At 58.9% G+C, this 23,871-nt stretch carries 21 protein-coding genes; 8 read left to right on the forward strand and 13 right to left on the reverse strand.

Annotated features, from left to right (window positions below):
• The coding region (locus CWM53_RS15885) for a DNA gyrase subunit A (RefSeq protein WP_319829941.1) at positions 1-777 on the reverse strand (777 nt) is incomplete at its 3' end.
• Between the two features lie 146 nt (positions 778-923).
• Here CWM53_RS15885 and ubiG point away from each other — a divergent pair.
• The 4 genes from ubiG (at position 924) to yfaE (ending at position 5,769) form a co-directional block, all read left to right on the forward strand.
• Positions 924-1,652 carry a bifunctional 2-polyprenyl-6-hydroxyphenol methylase/3-demethylubiquinol 3-O-methyltransferase UbiG gene (gene ubiG, locus CWM53_RS15890; RefSeq protein ID WP_008803973.1) on the forward strand — a complete coding sequence of 243 codons (729 nt, stop codon included), beginning with the start codon at positions 924-926 and terminating at the stop codon, positions 1,650-1,652.
• A gap of 345 nt (positions 1,653-1,997) precedes the next feature.
• Complete coding sequence (gene nrdA / locus CWM53_RS15900) at positions 1,998-4,283, forward strand: class 1a ribonucleoside-diphosphate reductase subunit alpha (RefSeq protein ID WP_061153818.1); 2,286 nt, start codon at positions 1,998-2,000, stop codon at positions 4,281-4,283.
• A 101-nt stretch (positions 4,284-4,384) separates the two neighbouring features.
• Entirely contained in the window at positions 4,385-5,515 is a 1,131-nt protein-coding gene (gene nrdB / locus CWM53_RS15905; protein ID WP_061153817.1) for a class Ia ribonucleoside-diphosphate reductase subunit beta, read from the forward strand.
• Positions 5,515-5,769, forward strand: coding sequence for a class I ribonucleotide reductase maintenance protein YfaE (yfaE, locus tag CWM53_RS15910; RefSeq protein ID WP_002913017.1), 255 nt, complete (start codon positions 5,515-5,517; stop codon positions 5,767-5,769). Before nrdB ends, yfaE begins: the two co-directional genes overlap by 1 nt.
• Before the next feature lie 95 nt (positions 5,770-5,864).
• Here yfaE and glpQ read toward each other — a convergent pair whose 3' ends face one another.
• Both glpQ and glpT read right to left on the reverse strand, forming a co-directional pair.
• Positions 5,865-6,932 (reverse strand): glycerophosphodiester phosphodiesterase, encoded by a 1,068-nt coding sequence (gene glpQ / locus CWM53_RS15915; RefSeq protein WP_100730113.1) that lies wholly within the window; start codon positions 6,930-6,932, stop codon positions 5,865-5,867.
• Positions 6,933-6,941: 9 nt separating this feature from the next.
• Positions 6,942-8,288: a glycerol-3-phosphate transporter gene (glpT, locus tag CWM53_RS15920; protein ID WP_100631088.1), complete on the reverse strand. Its 1,347-nt coding sequence runs from the start codon at positions 8,286-8,288 to the stop codon at positions 6,942-6,944.
• A 271-nt stretch (positions 8,289-8,559) separates the two neighbouring features.
• Here glpT and glpA point away from each other — a divergent pair, with 271 nt between their 5' ends.
• From glpA to glpC, 3 genes are read left to right on the forward strand one after another with little or no spacing between them, the layout of a single operon-like run.
• Positions 8,560-10,182, forward strand: a complete 1,623-nt coding sequence (gene glpA / locus CWM53_RS15925; RefSeq protein WP_100730112.1) for an anaerobic glycerol-3-phosphate dehydrogenase subunit A — start codon at positions 8,560-8,562, stop codon at positions 10,180-10,182.
• Positions 10,172-11,431: a glycerol-3-phosphate dehydrogenase subunit GlpB gene (gene glpB, locus CWM53_RS15930; RefSeq protein WP_100730111.1), complete on the forward strand. Its 1,260-nt coding sequence runs from the start codon at positions 10,172-10,174 to the stop codon at positions 11,429-11,431. The genes glpA and glpB overlap by 11 nt, the downstream gene beginning before the upstream one ends.
• Positions 11,428-12,606 (forward strand): anaerobic glycerol-3-phosphate dehydrogenase subunit GlpC, encoded by a 1,179-nt coding sequence (glpC, locus tag CWM53_RS15935; RefSeq protein WP_100750812.1) that lies wholly within the window; start codon positions 11,428-11,430, stop codon positions 12,604-12,606. Before glpB ends, glpC begins: the two co-directional genes overlap by 4 nt.
• Positions 12,607-12,634: 28 nt before the next feature.
• Here glpC and yfaU read toward each other — a convergent pair whose 3' ends face one another.
• The 7 genes from yfaU to CWM53_RS15970 all read right to left on the reverse strand — a co-directional run bounded on the left by yfaU (position 12,635) and on the right by CWM53_RS15970 (position 20,052).
• Entirely contained in the window at positions 12,635-13,438 is an 804-nt protein-coding gene (gene yfaU / locus CWM53_RS15940; RefSeq protein WP_074387959.1) for a 2-keto-3-deoxy-L-rhamnonate aldolase, read from the reverse strand.
• Between the two features lie 14 nt (positions 13,439-13,452).
• Positions 13,453-14,742: an MFS transporter gene (locus tag CWM53_RS15945; RefSeq protein ID WP_100730110.1), complete on the reverse strand. Its 1,290-nt coding sequence runs from the start codon at positions 14,740-14,742 to the stop codon at positions 13,453-13,455.
• Between the two features lie 42 nt (positions 14,743-14,784).
• The gene (rhmD, locus tag CWM53_RS15950; protein ID WP_074387957.1) at positions 14,785-15,990 is read right to left on the reverse strand and encodes an L-rhamnonate dehydratase; all 1,206 of its coding nucleotides are present in this window, start codon (positions 15,988-15,990) and stop codon (positions 14,785-14,787) included.
• Positions 15,991-16,000: 10 nt separating this feature from the next.
• Positions 16,001-16,786, reverse strand: coding sequence for an IclR family transcriptional regulator (locus CWM53_RS15955; protein ID WP_008803963.1), 786 nt, complete (start codon positions 16,784-16,786; stop codon positions 16,001-16,003).
• A gap of 205 nt (positions 16,787-16,991) precedes the next feature.
• Positions 16,992-18,188: a nicotinamide mononucleotide deamidase-related protein YfaY gene (locus CWM53_RS15960; RefSeq protein WP_100730109.1), complete on the reverse strand. Its 1,197-nt coding sequence runs from the start codon at positions 18,186-18,188 to the stop codon at positions 16,992-16,994.
• A gap of 102 nt (positions 18,189-18,290) precedes the next feature.
• Complete coding sequence (locus CWM53_RS15965; RefSeq protein WP_061153806.1) at positions 18,291-18,833, reverse strand: YfaZ family outer membrane protein; 543 nt, start codon at positions 18,831-18,833, stop codon at positions 18,291-18,293.
• Positions 18,834-19,110: 277 nt separating this feature from the next.
• A complete protein-coding gene (locus CWM53_RS15970) occupies positions 19,111-20,052 on the reverse strand; it encodes an Rpn family recombination-promoting nuclease/putative transposase (RefSeq protein ID WP_074387953.1) in 942 nt (313 codons plus the stop codon).
• A gap of 137 nt (positions 20,053-20,189) precedes the next feature.
• On the opposite strand from CWM53_RS15970, the gene nudI reads away from it, so the two are divergent.
• Positions 20,190-20,615 carry a nucleoside triphosphatase NudI gene (nudI, locus tag CWM53_RS15975; RefSeq protein WP_074387952.1) on the forward strand — a complete coding sequence of 142 codons (426 nt, stop codon included), beginning with the start codon at positions 20,190-20,192 and terminating at the stop codon, positions 20,613-20,615.
• A 59-nt stretch (positions 20,616-20,674) separates the two neighbouring features.
• Here the strand turns inward: nudI and menE are convergent, their stop codons facing one another.
• From menE to menB, 3 genes are read right to left on the reverse strand one after another with little or no spacing between them, the layout of a single operon-like run.
• Positions 20,675-22,051 carry an o-succinylbenzoate--CoA ligase gene (gene menE, locus CWM53_RS15980; RefSeq protein WP_074387951.1) on the reverse strand — a complete coding sequence of 459 codons (1,377 nt, stop codon included), beginning with the start codon at positions 22,049-22,051 and terminating at the stop codon, positions 20,675-20,677.
• Positions 22,048-23,013 carry an o-succinylbenzoate synthase gene (menC, locus tag CWM53_RS15985; RefSeq protein ID WP_100730108.1) on the reverse strand — a complete coding sequence of 322 codons (966 nt, stop codon included), beginning with the start codon at positions 23,011-23,013 and terminating at the stop codon, positions 22,048-22,050. The genes menE and menC overlap by 4 nt, the downstream gene beginning before the upstream one ends.
• Complete coding sequence (gene menB, locus CWM53_RS15990) at positions 23,013-23,870, reverse strand: 1,4-dihydroxy-2-naphthoyl-CoA synthase (protein ID WP_022066040.1); 858 nt, start codon at positions 23,868-23,870, stop codon at positions 23,013-23,015. Before menB ends, menC begins: the two co-directional genes overlap by 1 nt.
• Position 23,871 lies beyond the last annotated feature (1 nt).

Genomic DNA, 23,871 nt, shown 5'->3' on the forward strand with positions numbered 1-23,871 from the left:
GATGGTTTCGCGGCCGGATTTCGCGTCCACCTCCACTTCCGCGCGCGCGCGGATGTAGACTTTACCGCGACCGGTGCGGTAGGCCTCTTCAATGCCACGACGGCCATTAATAATGGCGGCGGTCGGGAAATCAGGGCCTGGAATATGCGCCATCAGCCCTTCAATACTGATGTCTTCATCGTCAACATACGCCAGACAGCCGTTAATCACTTCCGTCAGGTTATGCGGCGGTATGTTGGTGGCCATCCCTACCGCGATCCCGGAGGCACCGTTCACCAGCAGGTTAGGAATTTTGGTCGGCATGACGTCCGGAATACGCTCCGTACCGTCATAGTTGTCGACGAAATCGACCGTCTCTTTTTCAAGATCGGCCATCAGCTCATGAGCGATTTTCGCCAGACGAATTTCGGTATAACGCATCGCCGCGGCGGAGTCGCCGTCGATGGAACCAAAGTTACCCTGGCCGTCCACCAGCATGTAGCGCAGCGAGAACGGCTGTGCCATACGGACGATGGTGTCATATACCGCGGAGTCGCCGTGCGGGTGGTATTTACCGATTACGTCACCAACGACACGGGCTGATTTTTTATAGGCTTTGTTCCAGTCATTGCCCAATACGTTCATGGCGTAAAGTACGCGACGGTGTACCGGCTTCAGGCCATCTCGGACATCCGGCAGCGCACGGCCAACAATGACCGACATCGCGTAATCCAGATAAGAGTTCTTAAGCTCTTCCTCAATGTTGACCGGTGTAATTTCTCTCGCAAGGTCGCTCATCTAACCGCTATCCCTCTACTGTTTCCCGGATTCAAAGGTCGCAAATTATAACACAGCCGCGCTAATAGAGGTAAAGCAATACGGTTTATTCATGGCGCGCTGCTGATATACTCACAGGTCTGAACAGAAAAGGAGTAAAAGCGCCCATGAATGCCGAAAAAACGTCGGTAGCCCCTAACGTCGATCATGCTGAAATCGCCAAATTCGAAGCCGTCGCCTCGCGCTGGTGGGATCTGGAGGGCGAGTTCAAACCGCTCCACCGCATCAACCCGCTGCGGCTGGGCTATATCGCCGAACGCTCCGGCGGCCTGTTCGGTAAAAAAGTCCTCGATGTCGGCTGCGGCGGCGGCATTCTCGCTGAGAGCATGGCGCGCGAAGGTGCGACGGTCACCGGACTGGACATGGGTGCCGAACCGCTGCAGGTCGCGAAACTGCACGCCCTGGAGAGCGGTATTCAGGTGGACTATGTTCAGGAAACGGTTGAGGAACATGCCGCGAAGCATCCGCAGCAGTATGACGTCGTGACCTGCATGGAGATGCTGGAGCACGTCCCCGATCCACAGTCGGTGGTGCACGCCTGCGCGCGGTTGGTGAAGCCCGGCGGCCAGGTCTTCTTCTCCACCATCAACCGCAATGGCAAGGCCTGGCTGATGGCGGTGGTGGGCGCGGAATACGTCATGAAGATGGTGCCCAAGGGCACTCATGATGTGAAGAAGTTTATCAAACCGGCCGAACTGCTGAGCTGGGTAGATCAGACTACTCTGAAAGAGCAGCATATCATCGGTCTGCATTACAATCCGCTGACCAACACCTTCAAGTTAGCGCCGGGGGTTGATGTTAACTATATGTTGCACACCACCGCCAAACAGGACTGAGGTCAGCACCTGCGCTTATGATGATTGCGCGGCATCAAGCCGCGTGATTATTTCTTCCGATGAAGAAATCAGCACTCGATCAAATTTTCATTTTTTTTTCTGTTTTATTGACTTCTTCTCCAGGCCTTATGCGACGTGGACTTGAGGATTATTACCCTTCCGCAACCTCAATTTAACGTCAAAATCAACCCTTGTACTCAAAAGATTCCTTACTAAAATAACTCACCATATAGCGTTCTTTTTATCGACAACCCCCTACATATAGTATTTATCCACAGAGTTAGTCACAACGGCCTTCTGTGGATAAACGGGGGATATTTTCTTTCACGGACAGGTAAAATCCACATGAATCAGAGTCTGCTGGTGACAAAGCGCGACGGGACCACCGAGCGCATCAATCTCGACAAAATCCATCGCGTACTGGATTGGGCGGCAGAAGGACTGAATAACGTTTCGATCTCCCAGGTAGAATTGCGCTCCCATATCCAGTTCTATGACGGCATCAAAACCGCGGACATCCACGAAACCATTATTAAAGCCGCCGCGGACCTGATCTCCCGCGACGCGCCGGATTACCAGTACCTCGCCGCGCGTCTGGCGATTTTCCATTTGCGTAAAAAAGCCTTCGGCCAGTTTGAGCCGCCGGCGCTCTACGATCACGTGGTGAAGATGGTCGAGAAGGGTAAATACGATCATCATCTGCTGGAAGACTACACGGAAGAAGAGTTCCAGCAGATGGACGGTTTCCTCGATCACTGGCGCGATATGAACTTCTCTTACGCGGCCGTTAAGCAGCTGGAAGGCAAGTACCTGGTACAAAACCGCGTTACCGGCGAAATTTACGAGAGCGCGCAGTTCCTCTACATTCTGGTCGCCGCTTGCCTGTTCTCTAACTACCCGCGCGAAACGCGTCTGGACTACATCAAGCGTTTCTACGACGCGGTGTCCACCTTTAAAATCTCGCTGCCAACGCCGATCATGTCCGGCGTGCGTACCCCGACCCGTCAGTTCAGTTCCTGCGTGCTGATCGAGTGCGGCGACAGCCTGGATTCGATCAACGCCACCTCCAGCGCGATTGTGAAATACGTTTCCCAGCGCGCCGGTATCGGTATCAACGCTGGCCGCATTCGCGCGCTGGGCAGCCCGATCCGCGGCGGCGAAGCCTTCCACACCGGCTGTATCCCGTTCTACAAACACTTCCAGACCGCGGTGAAATCCTGCTCGCAGGGCGGCGTTCGCGGCGGCGCGGCGACCCTCTTCTACCCAATGTGGCATCTGGAAGTGGAAAGCCTGCTGGTGCTGAAAAACAACCGCGGTACCGATGCCAACCGCGTTCGTCACATGGACTACGGGGTGCAGATCAACAAGCTGATGTACACCCGTCTGCTGAAGGGCGGCGACATTACCCTGTTCAGCCCTTCCGATGTCCCGGGCCTGTATGACGCCTTCTTCGCCGATCAGGACGAGTTCGAGCGCCTGTACACCCAGTACGAGCAGGACGACAGCATTCGCAAGCAACGTATTAAAGCCGTTGAGCTGTTCTCGCTGATGATGCAGGAGCGCGCCTCTACCGGTCGTATCTACATCCAGAACGTCGACCACTGTAACACCCACAGCCCGTTCGATCCGGTGGTCGCCCCGGTGCGTCAGTCTAACCTGTGCCTGGAAATTGCCCTGCCGACCAAACCGCTGGAAGACGTCAACGACGAAAACGGCGAAATTGCGCTGTGCACCCTGTCGGCCTTCAACCTCGGCGCTATCGACAGCCTCGACGAGCTGGAAGAGCTGGCGGTACTGGCGGTGCGTGCCCTGGATGCGCTGCTCGACTATCAGGATTACCCGATCCCGGCCGCCAAACGCGGCGCGATGGGCCGCCGTACGCTGGGCATCGGCGTGATCAACTTCGCTTACTATCTGGCGAAGCATGGCAAACGCTACTCCGACGGCAGCGCCAACAACCTGACCCACAAAACGTTCGAAGCGATTCAGTACTACCTGCTGAAGGCCTCCAACGAACTGGCTATCGAGCAAGGCGCCTGCCCGTGGTTCAATGAAACCACCTACGCGCAGGGCATCCTGCCGATCGATACCTATAAGAAAGACCTGGATGCGATCGTCAGCGAATCCCTGCATTTCGACTGGGAGCAACTGCGCGAATCCATTAAAACCCACGGTCTGCGTAACTCCACGCTCTCCGCGCTGATGCCGTCCGAGACCTCGTCGCAGATCTCCAACGCCACCAACGGCATTGAGCCGCCGCGCGGCCACGTCAGTATCAAAGCGTCCAAGGACGGTATCCTGCGCCAGGTGGTGCCGGATTACGAAAACCTGCAGAACGCCTACGAGCTGCTGTGGGAAATGCCGAACAACGACGGTTATCTGCAGCTGGTCGGTATCATGCAGAAGTTTATCGACCAGTCGATCTCTGCCAACACCAACTACGATCCGACGCGCTTCCCTTCCGGAAAAGTGCCGATGCAGCAGTTGCTCAAAGACCTGCTCAACGCCTATAAATTCGGCGTCAAAACGCTGTACTATCACAACACCCGTGATGGCGCAGAAGATGCTCAGGATGACCTGGCACCGTCTATCCAGGACGATGGCTGCGAAAGCGGCGCTTGTAAGATCTAAGTTATTTTTGCCGGGTGGCGCGATGCTTACCCGGCCTACGATTTTGTAGGCCCGGCCAACGCAGTGCCGCCGGGCAATACATTTCAACAGGACTCACTTCAATGGCATACACCACTTTTTCACAGACGAAAAACAATCAGCTGCTTGAGCCGATGTTTTTTGGCCAGCCGGTTAACGTGGCCCGCTACGATCAGCAAAAATATGACATCTTTGAAAAGCTGATTGAAAAGCAGCTCTCCTTCTTCTGGCGCCCGGAAGAAGTCGATGTTTCCCGCGATCGCATCGACTACCAGGCGCTGCCGGAACATGAAAAACATATTTTCATCAGCAACCTGAAGTACCAGACGCTGCTCGACTCCATCCAGGGCCGCAGCCCGAACGTCGCGCTGCTGCCGCTGATCTCCATCCCGGAGCTGGAAACCTGGGTGGAAACCTGGGCCTTTTCCGAGACCATCCACTCGCGCTCCTACACTCATATCATCCGCAACATCGTCAACGATCCGGCGACCGTGTTCGACGATATCGTGACCAATGAGCAGATCCAGAAGCGTGCGGAAGGTATCTCTCACTATTACGATTCGCTGATCGAAATGACCAGCTACTGGCACCTGCTGGGTGAAGGCACCCACACCGTCAACGGTAAAACCGTGACCGTGAATCTGCGCGAGCTGAAAAAGAAACTGTATCTGTGCCTGATGAGCGTCAACGCGCTGGAAGCGATCCGCTTCTACGTCAGCTTCGCCTGCTCCTTCGCCTTTGCCGAGCGCAAGCTGATGGAAGGCAACGCCAAAATTATCCGCCTGATCGCTCGCGATGAAGCGCTGCACCTGACCGGCACCCAGCATATGCTGAACCTGCTGCGCTCCGGCAGCGACGATCCGGAAATGGCGGAAATCGCCGAAGAGTGCAAACAGGAGTGCTATGACCTGTTCGTGCTGGCGGCGCAGCAGGAAAAAGAGTGGGCGGACTATCTGTTCCGCGACGGCTCGATGATCGGCCTGAACAAAGATATTCTCTGCCAGTACGTCGAGTACATCACCAATATCCGCATGCAGGCGGTGGGCCTCGATCTGCCGTTCCAGACCCGCTCCAACCCGATCCCGTGGATCAATACCTGGCTGGTCTCCGATAACGTCCAGGTGGCACCGCAGGAAGTAGAGGTCAGCTCGTATCTCGTGGGCCAGATCGACGCTGAAGTCGACGCCGACGACCTGAGCAACTTCCAGCTGTAATGAAGCGGATTTTCCTGAAAATCTCTGACACTCGCCTTGAGTGTCAGGATGAACACCCTTCCCTGCTGGCGGCGCTGGAGTCGCATAATATCGACGTGGAGTATCAGTGCCGTGAAGGCTATTGCGGTTCCTGCCGCACGCGTCTGGTGTCAGGTCAGGTTGACTGGCTGACCGAGCCGCTGGCGTTTATCCAGCCGGGAGAGATTTTGCCCTGCTGCTGCCGGGCAAAAGGCGATATTGAGATCGAGATGTAAGTGTTGTCGATGTGTGCGGCCTGATGCCCTCACCCCGGCCCTCTCCCACAGGGAGAGGGGGAAAACATAAAAAAGGGCCTTACGGCCCTTTTGTTTTATTTCGCGTCCAGGAACTGCACCGCTTTATCCGGGAAATCGGTAAACAAGCCGTCGACGCCCGCCTGGTGATACAGCACGTCATAGAGCTGATTAACGTTAGTGGCGTACTCCGGCAACTGATCCGCACGCACGGTATAGGGATGCACCTGCAGATGGCTGGCGTGCGCCTCTTTTACCATCGCCGTCAGCTTCACCGCGCCCGGCTTCGAGCCTTCCGCTACCAGCATATGGTAATCCGGGCCAATACCGTCGGCGTACTGCGCGATCTGCGCCATCGCCCCCGGCTTGAACATCCAGTCATAGCTGTAGTTCACCCATTTACCATCGGCCTGTTTCTGCTGCGTTTCATTCCAGTCGGTATAGGCGATGAGCTGCACCAGATTGAGATCCATGCCCATCTTCGGTTCCAGCTCATTTTTGATGCGTTTGAGCTCATTAGCGTCAAAGCACTGCAGATAAACCTTATCCTGCTTGCTGGTGTAGCCATATTCCTTCAGCACTTTCAGCGTGCTGGCGGCAATATCTTTCCCTTCCTGATGGTGGAACCACGGCGCTTTGATTTCCGGGTAGATACCGATATTTTTACCCGTCGAATGGTTCAGCCCCTGGACAAACTCAATCTCTTCTTCAAAGGTATGAATGCGGAAATCAGATTTGCCCATCGGGAAACGGCCAGGATAGGTTTGCACGTTTTTACCCTCTTTCGGCTCAAAACCTTCGGTAAACTTCAGCGACTTAATCTCGGCCAGGGTAAAGTCAATAGCGTAAAAACGACCATCTTTACGCGCCCGCTGCGGGAAGCGCTGAGCGACGTCAGTCACCCGATCGAGATAGTGGTCATGCAACACCACCAGCCGGTCGTCTTTGGTCATCACCAGGTCTTGCTCAAGGTAATCCGCTCCCTGGGCGTAGGCCATCGCCTTCGCCGGCAGGGTATGTTCCGGCAGATAGCCGCTGGCCCCGCGGTGCGCAATGACCATTTTCTCTGCTGCGACGACACTGGAGCACAGCGCCGAACCGGCGAGGATCATGCCGCTCATTAGCGCGGTTAATTTCATGTTCATCATCGCTCCTTAAGCTTGTTTCAGCTGTTGGTGATGGCGACGTTCACCGAGCATCACGATAACCAGCAGGATAACCGCCAGCACGCTGCCGCCGATCATCACCATAAAGCCGCCGTCCCAGCCAAAGAAGTCGACGGTATAGCCGACGATAGCGCTCGCCGCCACGGAACCGCCGAGATAACCGAACAGACCGGTGAAGCCCGCAGCGGTGCCGGCAGCTTTTTTCGGCGCCAGTTCCAGCGCATGCAGACCGATCAGCATCACCGGGCCGTAAATCAGGAAGCCAATGACGATCATACAGGCCATATCGACGCCCGGATTCCCCGGCGGGTTGAGCCAGTAAACAACGGTGGCGATGGTCACCAGGGTCATAAAGAACACGCCGGTGGCGCCGCGGTTGCCTTTAAACACTTTGTCCGACATCCAGCCGCACAGCAGCGTGCCCGGGATCCCAGCGTATTCATAGAGAAAGTAGGCCCAGGAGGATTTATCCAGCGCGAAGTGCTTCACCTCTTTCAGGTAGGTTGGCGACCAGTCCAGAATGCCGTAGCGCAGCAGATAAACGAAGACGTTAGCCACCGCGATGTACCACAGCAGCTTGTTCGGCAGAATGTACTGCATAAAGATCTGCTTCGCCGTCAGCTCTTCTTCGTGCTTTTCGCTATAGTCATCCGGATAGTCGTTTTTATACTCTTCAATCGGCGGCAGACCGCAGGACTGCGGGGTATCGCGCATCATCGCAAAGGCAAAAATCGCCAGCAGGATCGCGCCGAACGCCGGCATATACAGCGCCGCGTGCCAGTCGTTAAACCACGCCATCCCCAGCAGGAACAGCAGCGGCGGAATACCGCCGCCGACGTTATGCGCGCAGTTCCACACCGAGACAATTCCGCCGCGCTCTTTCTGCGACCACCAGTGCACCATGGTACGACCACACGGCGGCCAACCCATCCCCTGGAACCAGCCGCACAGGAACAGCAGCACGAACATGATCATGATGCTGGAGGTGGCCCACGGGACAAAGCCCATCACCAGCATCACCAGCGCGGCGAGGATCAAGCCGGCTGGCAGGAAAATGCGCGGATTCGAACGGTCAGAGACCGAGCCCATGATGAATTTCGAAAATCCGTAGGCGATGGAGATGCCGGAAAGGGCGAAACCAAGGTCGCCACGGGAGAAGCCCTGCTCAATCAGATAAGGCATCGCCAGGGCAAAGTTCTTACGAACCAGATAGTAAGCGGCATAACCAAAAAAGATGCCAATGAAAATCTGCCAGCGTAATCGACGATACAGCGGGTCGATCTCCGCTGCTGGCAAACGCGCTTTATGCGCGGCGGGTTTAAAAATACTTAACATATCAGCCTCCGTGGCCCTTGCTGTTTTCTACTGACGTCACGACAAAATCCCAGATTAATCACCCACTTCAAATATGGTCGCGATGGTAGGCAATACGTAGAGTTGATACTGTGAAATATCGCACAATTTGTTACAGAAATATGACAAAACGTTCCATTGTGAGCACAAAATCACATAACACGCTCAAATAACGCGCGAATATGCTCGAAATCAAACAATAACATTACCGATTGTGGCTAAATGGCGTTAAACGAAAGCAGAGGAGCTGAAGATGACGGGACGCCTTGATAGCGAGGTCATTATCATCGGCGGCGGGGCAACCGGCGCCGGCATTGCCCGCGACTGCGCCCGACGCGGATTACGGACGCTATTAATTGAGCGCCATGATATCGCCACCGGGGCCACTGGCCGTAATCATGGGCTGCTGCACAGCGGCGCTCGCTATGCGGTGACCGACAACGAATCTGCCCGCGAATGCATCAGCGAGAACCGTATCCTGCGCCGCATCGCCCGCCACTGTATCGAACCGTCCGGCGGTCTGTTTATTACCCTGCCTGAAGATGACCTCGCGTATCAGCAGACTTTTATCAGCTCCTGCCAGCAGGCCGGCATTGAAGCTACCCCGCTCTCCCCGCAGGAAGCGCTGCGCCGGGAGCCCGCCGTCAACCCGACGCTGCTGGGCGCGGTGCAGGTTCCGGACGGCACCATCGACCCGTTTCGCCTCACGGCGGCCAATATGCTCGACGCCCGCGAACACGGCGCACAGATCCTCACCGGCTGCGAAGTGACCGGCCTGCTGCGCCAGGGAGATCGCGTCTGCGGCGTCCAGGTATATGACCGTCAACTTCACCAGGCGCGTACCCTACACGCCGGGGTGGTGGTCAATGCCGCCGGGATCTGGGGACAGCGCATTGCGGAATATGCCGACCTGCGCATCACCATGTTCCCGGCGAAGGGATCGCTGTTGATCCTCGACCACCGGATTAACAACCTGGTGATCAACCGCTGCCGTAAGCCGGCCGACGCCGATATTCTGGTGCCCGGGGATACCATCTCGCTGATCGGTACCACCTCAATGCCTGTTCCTTATGACGACATTGACGACAACCGGGTAACGACGGTGGAAGTCGATACCCTGCTGCGCGAAGGCGAAAAGCTGGCGCCGGTCATGGGCCGCACCCGGATCCTCCGCGCCTACTCCGGCGTCCGCCCGCTGGTGGCCAGCGATAACGATCCCAGCGGGCGCAGCGTCAGCCGCGGCATCGTCCTGCTGGACCATGCCCAGCGTGACGGTATGGAAGGCTTCATTACCATCACCGGCGGCAAGCTGATGACCTATCGCCTGATGGCCGAGTGGGCCAGCGACGCCGTCTGTCGTAAGCTGGGAAACACCACCCCCTGTACCACGGCCGAGACCCCGCTGCCCGGTTCACAGGAGCCAACGGAAAGTACCCTGCAAAAAATTATCTCCCTCCCCACCCCGCTGCGCGGCTCGGCCGTCTACCGTCACGGCGATCGCACTCCGGCCTGGCTTGGCGACAGCCGCCAGCACCGTAGCCTGGTCTGCGAATGCGAAGCCGTTACCGCTGGCGAAGTGAAATACGCGGTGGAAAACCTGGCGGTCAACACCCTGCTCGACCTGCGCCGCCGCACCCGGATTGGCATGGGGACCTGCCAGGGGGAACTCTGCGCCTGCCGCGCTGCGGGACTGCTGCAGCGCTTTAACGTCACGACTCCCGCGCAGTCATTAACCCAGCTCTCGGCATTTCTCAATGAACGCTGGAAGGGCGTTCAGCCCATCGCCTGGGGCGACGCGCTGCGCGAAAGCGAATTCACCCGCTGGGTCTATCTCGGCCTGTGCGGACTGCCACAGGAGCACCAGGATGAAGTTTGATTGCGCAATTGTCGGCGGCGGGCTCTCCGGCCTGCTGTGCGGGCTGGCGCTGAATCAGTACGGCCTGCGCAGCGTCATCATCAGCCGCGGGCAGAGCGCGCTGCATTTTTCCTCCGCGTCGTTAGACCTGCTCTCGGTGCTGCCCAACGGCGATAACGTTACTGACGTCGCACAAGGTCTGCAGCAACTCGCTGAACAGCTTCCTGAACACCCTTATTCCCGGCTCGGCGCCGAGGCGGTACTCGAATACGCGACACAGACCGAAGCGCTGCTGGCCGCCTGTGGCGCGGTGATGCAGGGCAATGCGCGCCAGCCGCATCAACGAGTGACGCCGCTGGGAACGCTGCGTCCGGCATGGCTGTCACCACAAGAGGTTCCGCTGGCGCCACTGCCGCAGCAAGGCGTCTGCCTGGTGGGGATCAGCGGCTTTGCCGATTTTCAGCCGCATCTCGCCGCCGCCGCGCTCGGTCAACACGGAGTTACCGCCGTGGCGGCGGAAATCGAACTACCGCTGCTGGATGTGCTGCGTGACAACCCCACCGAGTTTCGCGCCGCTAACATCGCCCGCGTGCTGGATGATGAGAATCTATGGCCGGCCCTGCATGCGGCGCTGCTGCCGCTGGCGCAGCAGCATGACCTGCTGATCATGCCCGCCTGTTTTGGCCTCGCCGACGATCGCCTGTACCGCTGGCAGCAGACGCGTCTGCCCTGCCCGCTGCGTCTGCTGCCGACCCTGCCGCCTTCGGTTCCCGGAATGCGTTTGCATTCTCAGCTGCAACGCCAGTTCATTCGCAGCGGCGGCACCTGGCTTGCTGGCGACGAAGTGGTGAAAATCAGCCATCGACAGGGCGCGGTCGAGGCCGTCTGGACGCGAAATCACGGCGATATTGCGCTGCGTCCGCGTTTCACCGTGCTGGCCAGCGGCAGCTTTTTCAGCAACGGTCTTGTCGCCACTCGCGATAGCGTGCGCGAGCCGATCCTCGGCCTCGATCTGGAGCAGACCCTGCCACGGGAAAGCTGGTACCAGCGCGATTTCTTCGCCTCACAACCGTGGCAGCGCTTCGGCGTGAAAACCGATGCCCTGCTGCGCCCCCTGCTGGGCGGGCAGCCGTTCCATAATCTGTTTGCCATCGGCTCATTGCTCGGCGGGTTCGATGCCATTCAGCTCGGCTGTGGCGGCGGTGTTTGCGCCGTCACCGCGCTGCACGCCGCCAGACAGATCCACGCCCTTGCCGGAGGCCGGCCATGAACGATACCCGTTTTGAAAGCTGCATTAAGTGCACGGTCTGTACCACCACCTGCCCGGTAAGTCGGGTCAATCCACGCTATCCAGGCCCGAAACAGGCGGGGCCGGACGGCGAACGCCTGCGTCTGAAGGATGGTGCGCTGTACGACGAGGCGCTGAAGTACTGCATTAACTGCAAGCGCTGCGAGGTTGCCTGCCCGTCGGATGTGAAAATTGGCGATATCATTCAGCGCGCCCGGGCACAGTACGGCCAGCAAAAGCCGACCCTGCGCGACGCCATCCTCAGCCATACCGACCTGATGGGCACCCTTTCCACTCCCTTTGCCCCCCTGGTCAACGCCACGACCGGTTTAAAACCGGTGCGCCGCCTGCTCGACGCGGCGCTTAAAATCGACCACCGGCGCACACTGCCGAAATATGGCTTCGGCACCTTCCGCCGCGCTTACCGCCAGCTCGCGGCCAGACAGGCGCAGTACCGCGAGCAGGTGGCCTTCTTTCATGGCTGCTACGTCAACTATAACCACCCGCAGCTGGGTAAGGATCTGATCCGCGTCGTCAACGCGCTGGGTACCGGCGTGCAGTTGTTATCGAAGGAAAAATGCTGCGGCGTGCCGCTGATCGCCAACGGCTTTTTTGACAAGGCGCGTAAACAGGCGCAGAGCAACGTCGCCGCGATGCGGGAAAACACGCTGCCGATCATCGCCACCTCCTCGACCTGCACCTTTACGCTACGTGATGAATACCCCCATCTCCTCGATGTCGACAACAGCGATCTCCGCGATCGGGTGGAGCTGGCCACCCGCTGGATCTGGAAACAGCTGGATGCCGGCAAGACGCTACCGCTGCGCCGGCTGCCGCTGAAGGTGGTCTATCACACCCCGTGTCATATGGAGAAAATGGGCTGGTCGCTGTATACCCTTGAGCTGCTGCGGCTGATCCCCGGCCTGCAGCTGGAGGTGCTGGATTCACAGTGCTGCGGCATCGCGGGCACCTACGGGTTTAAAACTGAGAATTATGCGGTATCCCAGGCTATCGGCGCCCCACTGTTCAAACAGATTGAGGAGAGCGGGGCCGACATCGTCGTGACCGACTGCGAGACCTGCAAATGGCAGATTGAGATGTCCACCAGCAAACGCTGCGAGCATCCGCTGACGGTACTGGCGCAGGCGCTCGCCTGAGCCCAGCGCCAGCCTCCGCCATCAATAGCTAATAGCTCGCTTTCTCCTGCGGCTGGGCGCTGACAGCTTTAAACATCGCCAGCCGGCGGTCCAACGCCTGGGTATACAGCATGGTATCCACCCCGACGGCGACGAAGTTGGCCCCCCAGACAAGACATTTTTCCGCCATCGCCGGGTCGACCGCCAGAAATCCGGCCGCTTTCCCCGCCGCGCGAATGCGCCGGATGCTCTGCTCGATCACCCGCTGCACGTCAGGATGGCTGGCATCGTCCGGGTGACCCAGCGAGGCGGAGAGATCCGCCGGACCAATAAACACCCCGTCAATGCCGTCTACCTCGAGAATCGCGTCCAGATTCTCCAGCGCGGTTCGGCTCTCAACCTGAATCAGCAGACAGAGTTCGTCATTCGCCTCCGCCATATAATTCTCCACCCTTCCCCAGCGCGCCGCTCTCGCCACGCCGGCGCCAACACCGCGGCTACCGGTGGGCGGATAACGGGTCGCCGAGACCACTTCCCGCGCCTGCTCGGCGGTATCGACCATCGGCACCAGCAACGTTCTGGCGCCAATATCCAGCACCTGTTTTATCAGGCTGCGGTTGCCCTCGACCGGACGAATGACCGGCTGGCTGGCGTAGGGGGCGATAGCCTGGAGCTGATGATAAAGGTCCTGAATAGTGTTCGGCGCATGCTCGCCGTCGATCAGCAACCAGTCGTATCCCGAGGTCGCGGCGATCTCGGCCATGTAGGAGGAGGTCGAGCTCAGCCACAGGCCGATTTGCGTCTCGCCGCGCAAGAGTCCCCGTTTAAAGGGGTTAGATAACAGTGCGTTCATCGCGATTCCTTAAATTAATGCTGTACGCTGCCGCGCTGGGGGACCGCGCGGGTGAGGCTTAATGAGAAGATGATGATCACCCCGACGATGGCGACGCCGGCCAGGGTTAACAGTCCGGCGGCGCTGCTGGCGAACAGGGTTTCGGCCTGCACGCGCACGATCGGCGCCAGAAAGCCGCCGATAGCGCCAAAGAGGTTAACGAAGCCAATCCCGGCGGCCAGCGCCGTGCCGGACAGCAGTTGCGTCGGCATCGTCCAGAAGACCGGCTGCACGGCAATCACCCCAACCGCCGCCACGCACAGCGCGATGATAGCCAGCACCGGCGCCACCAGTCCGGAAACCGCAATCCCGACCGCCGCCGCCAACAGCGTCAGCGCGGCAATATTGCGCCGCTCGCCGGTGCGATCGGAGTAGCGAGGAATAAGCCAGGTGCCAAACAGCGCCGCCACCCACGGGATAGCCGTCACCACCGAGGCAACGAAGCCGACTTTGGTGCCCAGCAGCGCGGCGACCTGGGTGGGCAGGAAGAAAATCAGGCCATAGACCGCCACCTGAATGGTCAGATAAATCAGCGCCAGCTGCCAGACCCGCCAGTTACGTAATGCATCGGACAGGCGCGAGGCAATCTTTTTCTCCTCCTCACGCGCCAGCTCGCCGATCAGCGCCTGTTTCTCCTCCATGCTCAGGAAGCGGGCATGCTGCGGCGAATCGTCCAGCCAGAAGAAGGTGAACGCTCCCGCGGCGACGGCGAGCAGGCCTTCAATCACAAACATCCAGAACCAGCCGGGATGGCCCATAAACCCATGCATCTCCAGCAGCGCACCGGATAAAGGCGATCCCAGCGTCAGGGCCAGCGGCGCCCCCATATAAAACAGCCCCATAATGCTGGCGCGGTTTTGCTGGGGAAACCACTGCGAAGTGAGGTAGATCATCCCGGGAAAGAAGCCCGCCTCCGCCGCGCCAAGCAGGGTACGCACCAGAAGAAACTTCGCTTCAGTGTCCGCCCAGGCCATCGCCGCCGACAGCACGCCCCACAGCAGCGTGGTGCAGCCGATCCATCTTCTGGCGCCAAATTTGCGCATCAGCAAATTGGCAGGCACCCCGAGAAAGGCATAAACCACAAAGAAAATCCCTGCCCCCAGCGCGTAGGCTTCGTTACTGAGTCCGGTATCGAGCTGGTACGTCTCCTTGGCAAAACCAATATTGGAACGGTCAAGAAACGCCAGCACGTACAGCGCCAGCATAAAGGGGATTAAGCGGGCGCGGTTTTTCTTCACCACGCTCTCCAGCAGAGTGTTACTCATCATAATATCCTCAGGCGCGGGCCGCCCGGCGGCCCGACGCAATCAGTGTTGATAAGGACGCTTCAGGTTGCAGTCGCGATTGAGCTCGACGCCAAAGCCGGGTTTATCCAGGACCGATTTATGAATGCGCCCTCTCTCCGGCACCGGCTCGCCGAGCAGGATCGGATCGAACTGCGGACGCAGCGTGGCGCAGTCCGGGCTGGTCATCAGAAACTCGCTGAACGGCGTGTTGGTGAAGGTGATCACCGCATGATGGGAGTAAACCGACGAGCCGTGGGGCACCACCAGCTGCCCGCGCGCTTTGGCGATGGCCGCGATCTCCACCAGGGTGGTTAAGCCACCGCACCAGCCGACGTCGGGCTGCATAATATCGATGCCGGTTTCCGACAGAGTGCGGAAGGACTGCAGCGTGCCGTGGTGCTCGCCGCTGGTCACCATCATCCCGGCGGGCGCCTGGCGCTTCAGCTCGCGATAGCCTTCATACTGCTGCGGCGGCAGGCACTCCTCGATCCACTTGAGGTTGTAAGGGGCGCAGGCATGGGCAAGTTTGGTGGCATAGTTAACGTCCTGGCTCATCCAGCAGTCCAGCATTAACCAGAAATCCGGGCCGCATTTTTCGCGCATATCCGCCACCATGGCGACGTCTTTGCGGATCCCGGCGTCGCCATCGTGCGGCCCCCAGTGGGTAGGCATTTTACCGCCGATAAAGCCCATCTCCTGCGCCAGGTCCGGACGCGCGCCGGTGGCATAGAACTGGATTTCGTCGCGCACTGCCCCGCCCAGCAGTTTGTAGACCGGCAAGCCGACCACTTTCCCGAACAGATCCCACAGCGCCAGGTCGACACAGGAGATGGTGTTCATCACCAGGCCGCCGGATCCCGCGTAGTAAAGGGTGGCGTTAAGCATCTGGTCATGGATCAGCTTGATATCGCTGACGCATTTGCCTTCGATAAAGCGGTTGAGATGTTTTTCCACGATAAAGCAGCCCATCTCCCCGGCCGTCGACACCGCAAAGCCGGTCTGCCCGTTCTCGGCTTCCACTTCCACAATCAGCGTGCCCAGCACGTTGATGCCAAACGACTGGCGGGACTGCTCATACTGTTTATATTTGCTCATCGGGGTGGCGATATGATCGTCAATCCAGTGGTTAGCTCCCTGGTCGTGGTAATCGCCACCACCGGCGCCCAGCTCTGCCGTCGCGCCGCCGATGAACCAGGCACGGACGTGTTTAATTTTCGGTAGGGTCATGATGTTCTCCTTATGATGAGGCGAGTTGTTCGAAGGGGCTTTTCCACCCCAGCAGACGGGAAATATCTTTCGCGCAGGCAATCGCCTTACCGGCCAGATAATCGCGATTGTCTTCATTGATTTGCAGACGGGTGCCCACCACCGAGATGGCGGCGGTCAGGTCGTTATTGGCGTTAAACACCGGGGCAGCCACGCAGCGCACATCCGGATAGTCCTCGCCATTATCAAAGCTCCAGCCTCGGGCGCGAATGCGCCCCAGCTCCTCCCGCAGCTGTTGAGCATCGGTGATGGTCGTTGGCGTGGCCCGCTCCCACTGCAGGTCGTCGATAATCGACGCCTGAACGCTGGCGGGCTGCCAGGCCAGCAAACATTTGCCGATCCCGGAGCGGTAAAGCGACAGGCTCTTACCTTCGTGCGAACGCACGCTAATGGTGGCGGGGGACTCAATTTTCAGAATGTAGTAGGCATTACCCTGATCGATGATGCCCAGATGGCAAAGCAGGCCGCACTCGTCCATCAGCCGGGTGAGGCGCGGACGCGCCAGCTCGCGCAGGTCCATTTTGCTCAGCGCCTGCCCGGCCAGCTCCACCAGCTTGGTCCACAGGCAGTAGTTATCCTGATTATCCATACTGATGAAGCGCTGTTTTTTCAGCTCGCCCAGCAGCAGATAAACCGTGCTTTTCGGGATCCCCAGTTCGGCAATGATGGTGGCTGCGCTGCAGGGGCCAATGCGGCTGATTAAATTGAGGATCTCAATCGCGCGGGTTAGCGCCGGGACTTTCGTTGATTCCAACATACTGGACTCCAATCCTGAATACTGGAATCAGTGTTGCGATTGTGCGGGCGGTAAAGTGTGAGCGGCATCGCGGGGCAATCGTTTTCCCGTATGCTGGACGATGTAGTGCAGAATATTGCGACCTAACGCACAGATTTTTTTCAGGAGAGTACAACAGGCTGGACAACCGGCGCCCGGGAGAAGCCCGCGCGCCGGGGGAAACGACTTACAGCGAGAGGGAATCCACCACGTTAATCCAGCCATGTTCGCTGGCCAGCGGTTGACCATTCAGCCAGCGACGCAGCATGTTTAATGCCATCATGGCGCAGACTTCCTGGCGTACCGCCAGGCTGTGGCGGGTGACGCTGAACTTTACCCGCAGCGCGAAGGTACCGTCAGGGGTGGCCAGGGCCACATTGAGATGATCGTTCTCCTGGCCGCTCACCGCCAGGGCCAGACCGGCAAAATGGTTTATGCGCCGCTCGGCCGCCCAACGAGCCGCCTGCGCCAGCGTCTCCTCCTGCGCCGGGACCACTTCGCTGGCCAGCAGCGGCGCGCCGGCGCGGGACAGCTGCAGCGCCAGCAGGCCGCCGGTAAACTGCTCGCTGAGCGTCAGGCTCAGCTGTCGCTCCTGCAGGCAGCGCGCAATCTGCGCCGGTAACCCTTCCGTGCCTTCGTAAATCAGACTGTCGCCAGCCACCTTGCGGACTTCCGGCCACAGGGCCAGCATGGCGTCGCGCTGGTTGGCCGGTCCGGTTAGCTTGAGTTCAATAATCGGCATCGACGAACGGTAACCCATCACCACGCCAGGCGGTAACGTCAGCGGATTGAGGCTTTGCGCCAGCTCGCTCTCCGAGCGGCCAAAGGTGGTCAAACGCAGGCATACCGGTGGATCGGGTAGCGTAAAGCGCTGACGCAGACGCGGTAAAATCTCCTGCTCGACCATCACCTTAAATTCAGAAGGTACACCGGGGGTGAAAAACATCAGGCAGCGGTTGAGCTCAACGGCAAAGCCACAGGCCGTGCCGACCGGGTTATTGATCATCTCGGCGCTGGCGGGGATTTCCGCCTGCTTGCGGTTACTTTCCGCCATCGGCCGCCCGCGTTCGGCAAAGAAGCGGGTTATCGTCTCCAGCCACTCCGGATGCAAAATAAGCCCTTCGCCTTTCGCTTTAGCCGCGGCCAGCGCGCTCAGGTCGTCGCTGGTCGGCCCGAGGCCGCCGTTGACGATCAGCACATCGGCTTGTTCGCTGCGTTCGCGCAGAATCGCCACCAGCGCATCGAGATCGTCGCCGACGGTATTGCGGCGCGTTAACGGTAACCCCTGATTAAAAAAGAAATCCGCCAGCCATGCTGCATTGGTATCAACGATTTGACCATGCAACACTTCATCGCCAGTGGACAGCATTTCCACATTCAACATTGCTCACTCCTTGCCTGCCAGATGGCAAATACTATAACGCAAAGCGGGATGCTGACGAGGAGGAAAATCTGGCGCGGCAAGAGGATACCGCGCCGGAGGAGATTAGAAGCTGGCGCTGGCGCCGATGTACGGGCCGTCGGCGATGGTGTTATCGCGGTTGCCATCTTTGCCCGCCAGGTTCAGATAGCGATAGCCTGCCTGGATGCTGAGCGGACGCATGATGGTCCAGCTGGCGCCGACGTTAGCTTCCTGATAGCTGTCAATGCCGCTGGAGAGGGAATCCGGAGAGTAGTAGTAGTCGCCGTACAGGCGGAAGCTGTCGCCGATTTTCCACTGCAGGCCTCCGCCGACCGCTGCCGCATAGCCTTCATCGCCCTGTTTCGGATTGGTGTAAACGCCTTTGCCGCCCACGGTCGCGAGGAACGGCCCCAGCGGAATATTGAGTCCCAGGCCTAAACCCGCGGCGTCGCCGTCGTTATCGCTGTGCAGCCAGTTACCGGAGATGGCAAGGCCGGTAGACTCCGTGCCAAACCCGACGCCAAGATTGGTGTAATGCTCGCCTGCTTCACCGGTAACGCTAATCGCATGGGCCGCGGAAGAAACCAGCATGACGCCAGCCAGCGCCATAAAAATGCTTTTTTTCATTATTTACTCTATCCAGAAAATTAAAATCAAAGAAGTCCCGAAAAAACCTGAAAATTCTACTGCGCACCCGTCAGGAATCAATGACCTGGCGAAATGATTTTTCACAAGAGTGTAACCAGTTGCGTTTTTTACGGCATCGGGCGTTGCCAGAATGACGAACCGCCCATTCAGCGCCATGAATATTCATGTTTATTATGATTAACGCTGATACATTGACGAAAACAGGGAACTGACGCCGCACGATCGGCGCGGCGCGGGGCGGTTGAAAAGGAAATAATTAATGCTGCAGCAGAGCCAGGCGCTCAGGTGCCAGACCGGTCAGTTTCGCCACCAGGGGCAGGTCAAGCCCGTTAGCGAGCATCGCCCGGGCGATACGCTCCGCGGTCTGCTGCTCACCTTGCTCGATACCCTGCTGTAGGCCTTGTTCGAGACCTTGCTTTAACCCTTGCTGATGGCCGCGATCTTCCAGAAACTGGGCAATATTCATGAGCGTCTCCTTATGCGGCCGCCGGGGTACGCTTTGCGCAAGATGGCGCAAAAAAGCGACCGGATCGGCGGCATTTCCTGCCTGTAACAGATAGTGCAGCAGCGTCTTTAGCTGCCTGCGGCTAGTGTATCCCAGTGCTAACAAGCTGACCAGTTGCTCGTGCAGGTCCATCATGTCACGCTGGCGAATATGCTTTTGCAGTAGCTCCAGCATCGCGACTCGCCGGTGGCGCATGATTTCATTGTCCGGAGTGGTCGTGATGTCAATTACGTGAAAATCCTTGCTATAAATCTGTCGCGCAACGTCCGGATCGGCAAAGCCTGCCAGCCAGCACATCGGGTAAGGCCAGGGCGAAACGCTGCCATGATAAAACAGCAGAGGGATAACCAACGGCAGCTGCGTATGCCCCTTATCCAGATGGCGCTGCATCGCGGCGATAGCATAGCGCATCAGGCGAAACGCCATGTGGCGGTCCGCTGAACTTTGATGCTCAATCAGCAGATAGATATAGCCCTCACCCACCTGGGTGTGTAGCGAATAGAGGATATCGGAATGACTCGCCCGTAGCTCATCGTCAATAAAGCTCCCTGACTCCAGTTGCAGCGTATTCAGGTTGCATAACGCGCGCAGCGGTGCGGGGAGATGTATGTCAAGGAAGTCCTTTGCCGTCGCCCGGTGCGACAACAGGTGTTTAAATACGGCGTCATGCGGGGAATGGGGCGCCCTTTCCATGGCGAAACTCCATGCGATTATTTTCACCTAACTTAACACCCAACAGGGCCAGGGCCGCATTTCGCTTGCGGTTTACCGAGGCGGCTCGCAAACTATTTCATCGGCATACCGCCCCATCCCTCTGAAGGAGAAAAACCATGCGCCAAAGGACGATTGTTTGCCCGCTTATCCAGAATGAAGGCCATTATCTGCTCTGCAAAATGGCCGCCGACCGCGGGGTTTTTCCCGGGCAATGGGCCTTATCCGGCGGCGGCGTGGAGCCAGGAGAACGTATTGAAGAGGCGCTGCGGCGGGAAATTCGCGAAGAGCTCGGCGAAAAACTCATCCTTACCCATATCGCGCCGTGGAGCTTCCGCGATGATACCCGCGTCAAAACTTACCCGGATGGTCGGCAGGAAACGATATATATGATCTACCTGATCTTCGACTGCGTCAGCGCCAATCGCGACGTGACGATCAACGAGGAGTTTGACGAATACGCCTGGGTCAAAGCCGAAGATCTCAAAAACTACGATCTTAATGCCGCCACCCGCGTTACTCTCAGCCAGAAAGGGCTACTTTAAGTCCACGACATACCGCATTCAACCCACCCAGCGTTTTGCCGCGGAATAAGTGCGGGTGGCTACGATACCGTTGTATACGTCTGCTGTCTGGCCCACTCGCGCAGCGCCTGGCGGGGAATCTTAATCCCACCGTTCTTTAACGTGTCCGGCAGCCGTAGCCAACGCACTGGCTGCTGGAAGCGCGCTAACCGCTCAGCGCTCCATGTCGCCAGCGCGCTCAACTCGCAGCCGTCATCGCATTCCACCACCGCGACCGGGCGTTGACCATATTCGACATCATCCAGCGGTACAATAAACACCTGTTGTACCGCTGGATATGCGAGTATCACGCGCTCGACCTCTTCCGGTTGAATACCTTCGCCGCCGCTAAAAAAAAGATTATCCAGTCGCCCAACAACCGTCAGCCGACCATTGTGTAATTCCCCGCGATCGCGTGTCGCAAACCAGCCTTCATCATTGGTTAATGGCAATAACTGACCGTCGCGCCAGTAACCCGCCGCCATACTCGACGCCCGCAGCCAGATCTCGCCGGCGACAATTTTCACCTCCCTCCCCGGCAGCGGTTCGCCCACATCCGCCGCGCCGTCGGCCACTTTGGCACAGACCGTGGAAGCGAACTCGGTGAGACCGTAGCCGCAGAAACTGCGTATTCCCTGCGCGAGGGCACGCTCAGTCAATTCGACCGGGATCGCTGCGCCGCCGAGCAGCACCGCCTTGAGGGAGACCGCAGCATTATCATTCAGCAAGCGCCACAGTTGAGTCGGCACCAGCGAAGCATGGGTACAGCCCTGCAGCATCTGCGCCAGCGGTTGCTTGTCGCGCACCGTCATTCGCGCGCCGGCCAGCAGCCAGCGCCAGATGATCCCCTGCCCGGAGACATGAAACAACGGCAGCGACAGCAGCCAGTCGTCTTCTGCGGCAAACGGCATCAGCGCCAGCACGCCAGCGGCGCTGGCCAGATGGGCGTTGGCGCTATGTACCGCCGCTTTCGGCAGGCCGGTTGAACCGGAGGTCAACGTCATCGACACCAGCCGATCGCCATGCCAGCAAACGGCACAGGCGCCTTCTGCCGCCTGCAGAGTTAACGCCGGTAAATTCCCCGGCAGCGTTTCACCGTTAAGCACCAGTTGATGCTGGACGGTTAACGCAGGCAGCAGTTCCTGCAGCAACACCTCTGGCAGCTGCGGATTCAGCGGCAGCACCCGCGCCCCGCACTGCAGCAATGCCAGCCAGGCGAGTAGCGTCTCTGGCTGGTTGTAGGCCCGAAGCGCCACGCCCTGACCTTCCATAACGCCCTGTGCGGCAAAGCCGGCCGCCAGCGCGTCAATCCGCGCGCATAGCTCACGCCAGGTCAACGCCTGGTCATTCAGGCGTAGCGCCTGCGACTCGCCGCGTAACTGACGCCAGTGGCGCCACGGCCAGTCGGAAAACATCACAGCAGTTGCTCCAGCTCATCAGCATTGAATATTGGCAGCGTACTCTCCGGCCACGCCCGCACCAGCTGCGCGCCCATCAGCGCCAGCGTGTCGAGTCCGGGGATGGTCTGCGGGGTCAGCCAGGCGGCGATCCGCGCCAGCTGGGTTAACCCGAGGCTGGACTCGATCGACGAGCTAATCACCGCGCTCAGCCCCAGGGCGTGTGCCGCGGCGACCTGTTGCTGGACCTTTTGTAAGCTGCCGGTCAGCGTCGGTTTGATGACCACCGCGCGCACGCCAGGCTCGGCGACAAAGCGGAAATCCGCCTCGCGCAGGCTTTCATCCCAGGCGATAGCGATCCCCGTCTCTCGGCTAAAGGCCCGCGAGTCCTCCCGCGTTTTGCAGGGTTCTTCAAGAAACGCAATGCGTTGGCGATACGCGGGATTGACGTATTTGGCGAACTGCTGCGCTTTAAGCGGCGTCCACGCCCGGTTGGCATCCAGCCGCAGCTGGAGATCGGGGATGGCTTCCAGTAGCAGATTAACCACCATACCGTCGCGTACCGCCTCCCACAGCCCCACTTTCACCTTAGCGACTTTCTCGCCGGGCATCGCCGCCAGTTTGGCGAACAGCTCATCCGGATCGCCGGAACAGAGTGGCGCCGCGCGATAATCCGCTGCCTGCGGTAGTTCGCCGTAAAGCTCCGCCTGCGCGCAGCTAAGACCAAACGCGACAGAAGGCAGTGTGGGAAGCGGCGGTTCCGCGCCGTCGCGCCAGGCCTGCGCCCACGCCAGCAGCGCCGTTTGCGCCTCTTCCAGCGTCTCGTCACTGAATCCCGGCAGGGGAGAAATTTCCCCCCAGCCTTCGCGTTCATCCTCCTGCAGGCGGATGAACAGCCCGTCGCGGGTTTTTAACCGCCGCTCGCGCAGTACCACGCCCGCGTCCATTGGTATCTGCCAGCGGTAAACCTGCGAAACGCGCATTATGGATTCCGTTTAAATTTGCTGAAGTCCGGCTGACGTTTCTGGTTGAAGGCGTTGCGCCCTTCCTGCCCTTCTTCCGTCATGTAGAACAGCATGGTGGCGTTGCCCGCCAGCTCCTGCAGACCGGCCTGGCCGTCGCAGTCGGCGTTCAGCGCCGCTTTCAGGCAGCGCAGCGCCATTGGGCTGTTTTGCAGCATTTCACGACACCAGCGCACGGTCTCTTTTTCCAGATCCGCCAGCGGTACCACGGTGTTCACCAGCCCCATGTCCAGCGCCTGCTGGGCGTCATACTGACGGCACAGGAACCAGATTTCGCGCGCTTTTTTCTGCCCGACGATACGCGCCATATAAGAAGCGCCCCAGCCGCCATCAAAAGAGCCGACTTTTGGCCCGGTCTGGCCGAAGATGGCATTGTCCGCCGCGATGGTCAGATCGCACATCATGTGCAGCACGTGGCCGCCGCCGATAGAGTAGCCGGCGACCATTGCCACCACCGGTTTCGGGCAGGTGCGGATCTGGCGCTGGAAATCGAGCACGTTGAGATGGTGAACGCCGGAGTCGTCCTGATAGCCACCGTAGTCGCCGCGGACTTTCTGGTCGCCGCCGGCGCAGAAGGCTTTCTCGCCTTCACCGGTCAGCACGATGACCCCGATATTGTCGTCATAGCGGGCATCCGCCAGCGCCTGAATCATCTCTTTGACGGTCAGCGGGCGGAAGGCATTGCGCACCTGTGGGCGGTTGATAGTGATTTTGGCAATCCCGTCAGTCGATTTTTGATAACGAATATCGGTATAGCCTTCTGAGCAATCGTGCCATTCAACGGGGGCGTAAAGCATTGCTTCATCAAGAGAGATCATA

Source organism: Klebsiella sp. A-Nf5 (assembly GCF_002810545.1).
Classification (GTDB): domain Bacteria; phylum Pseudomonadota; class Gammaproteobacteria; order Enterobacterales; family Enterobacteriaceae; genus Klebsiella; species Klebsiella variicola.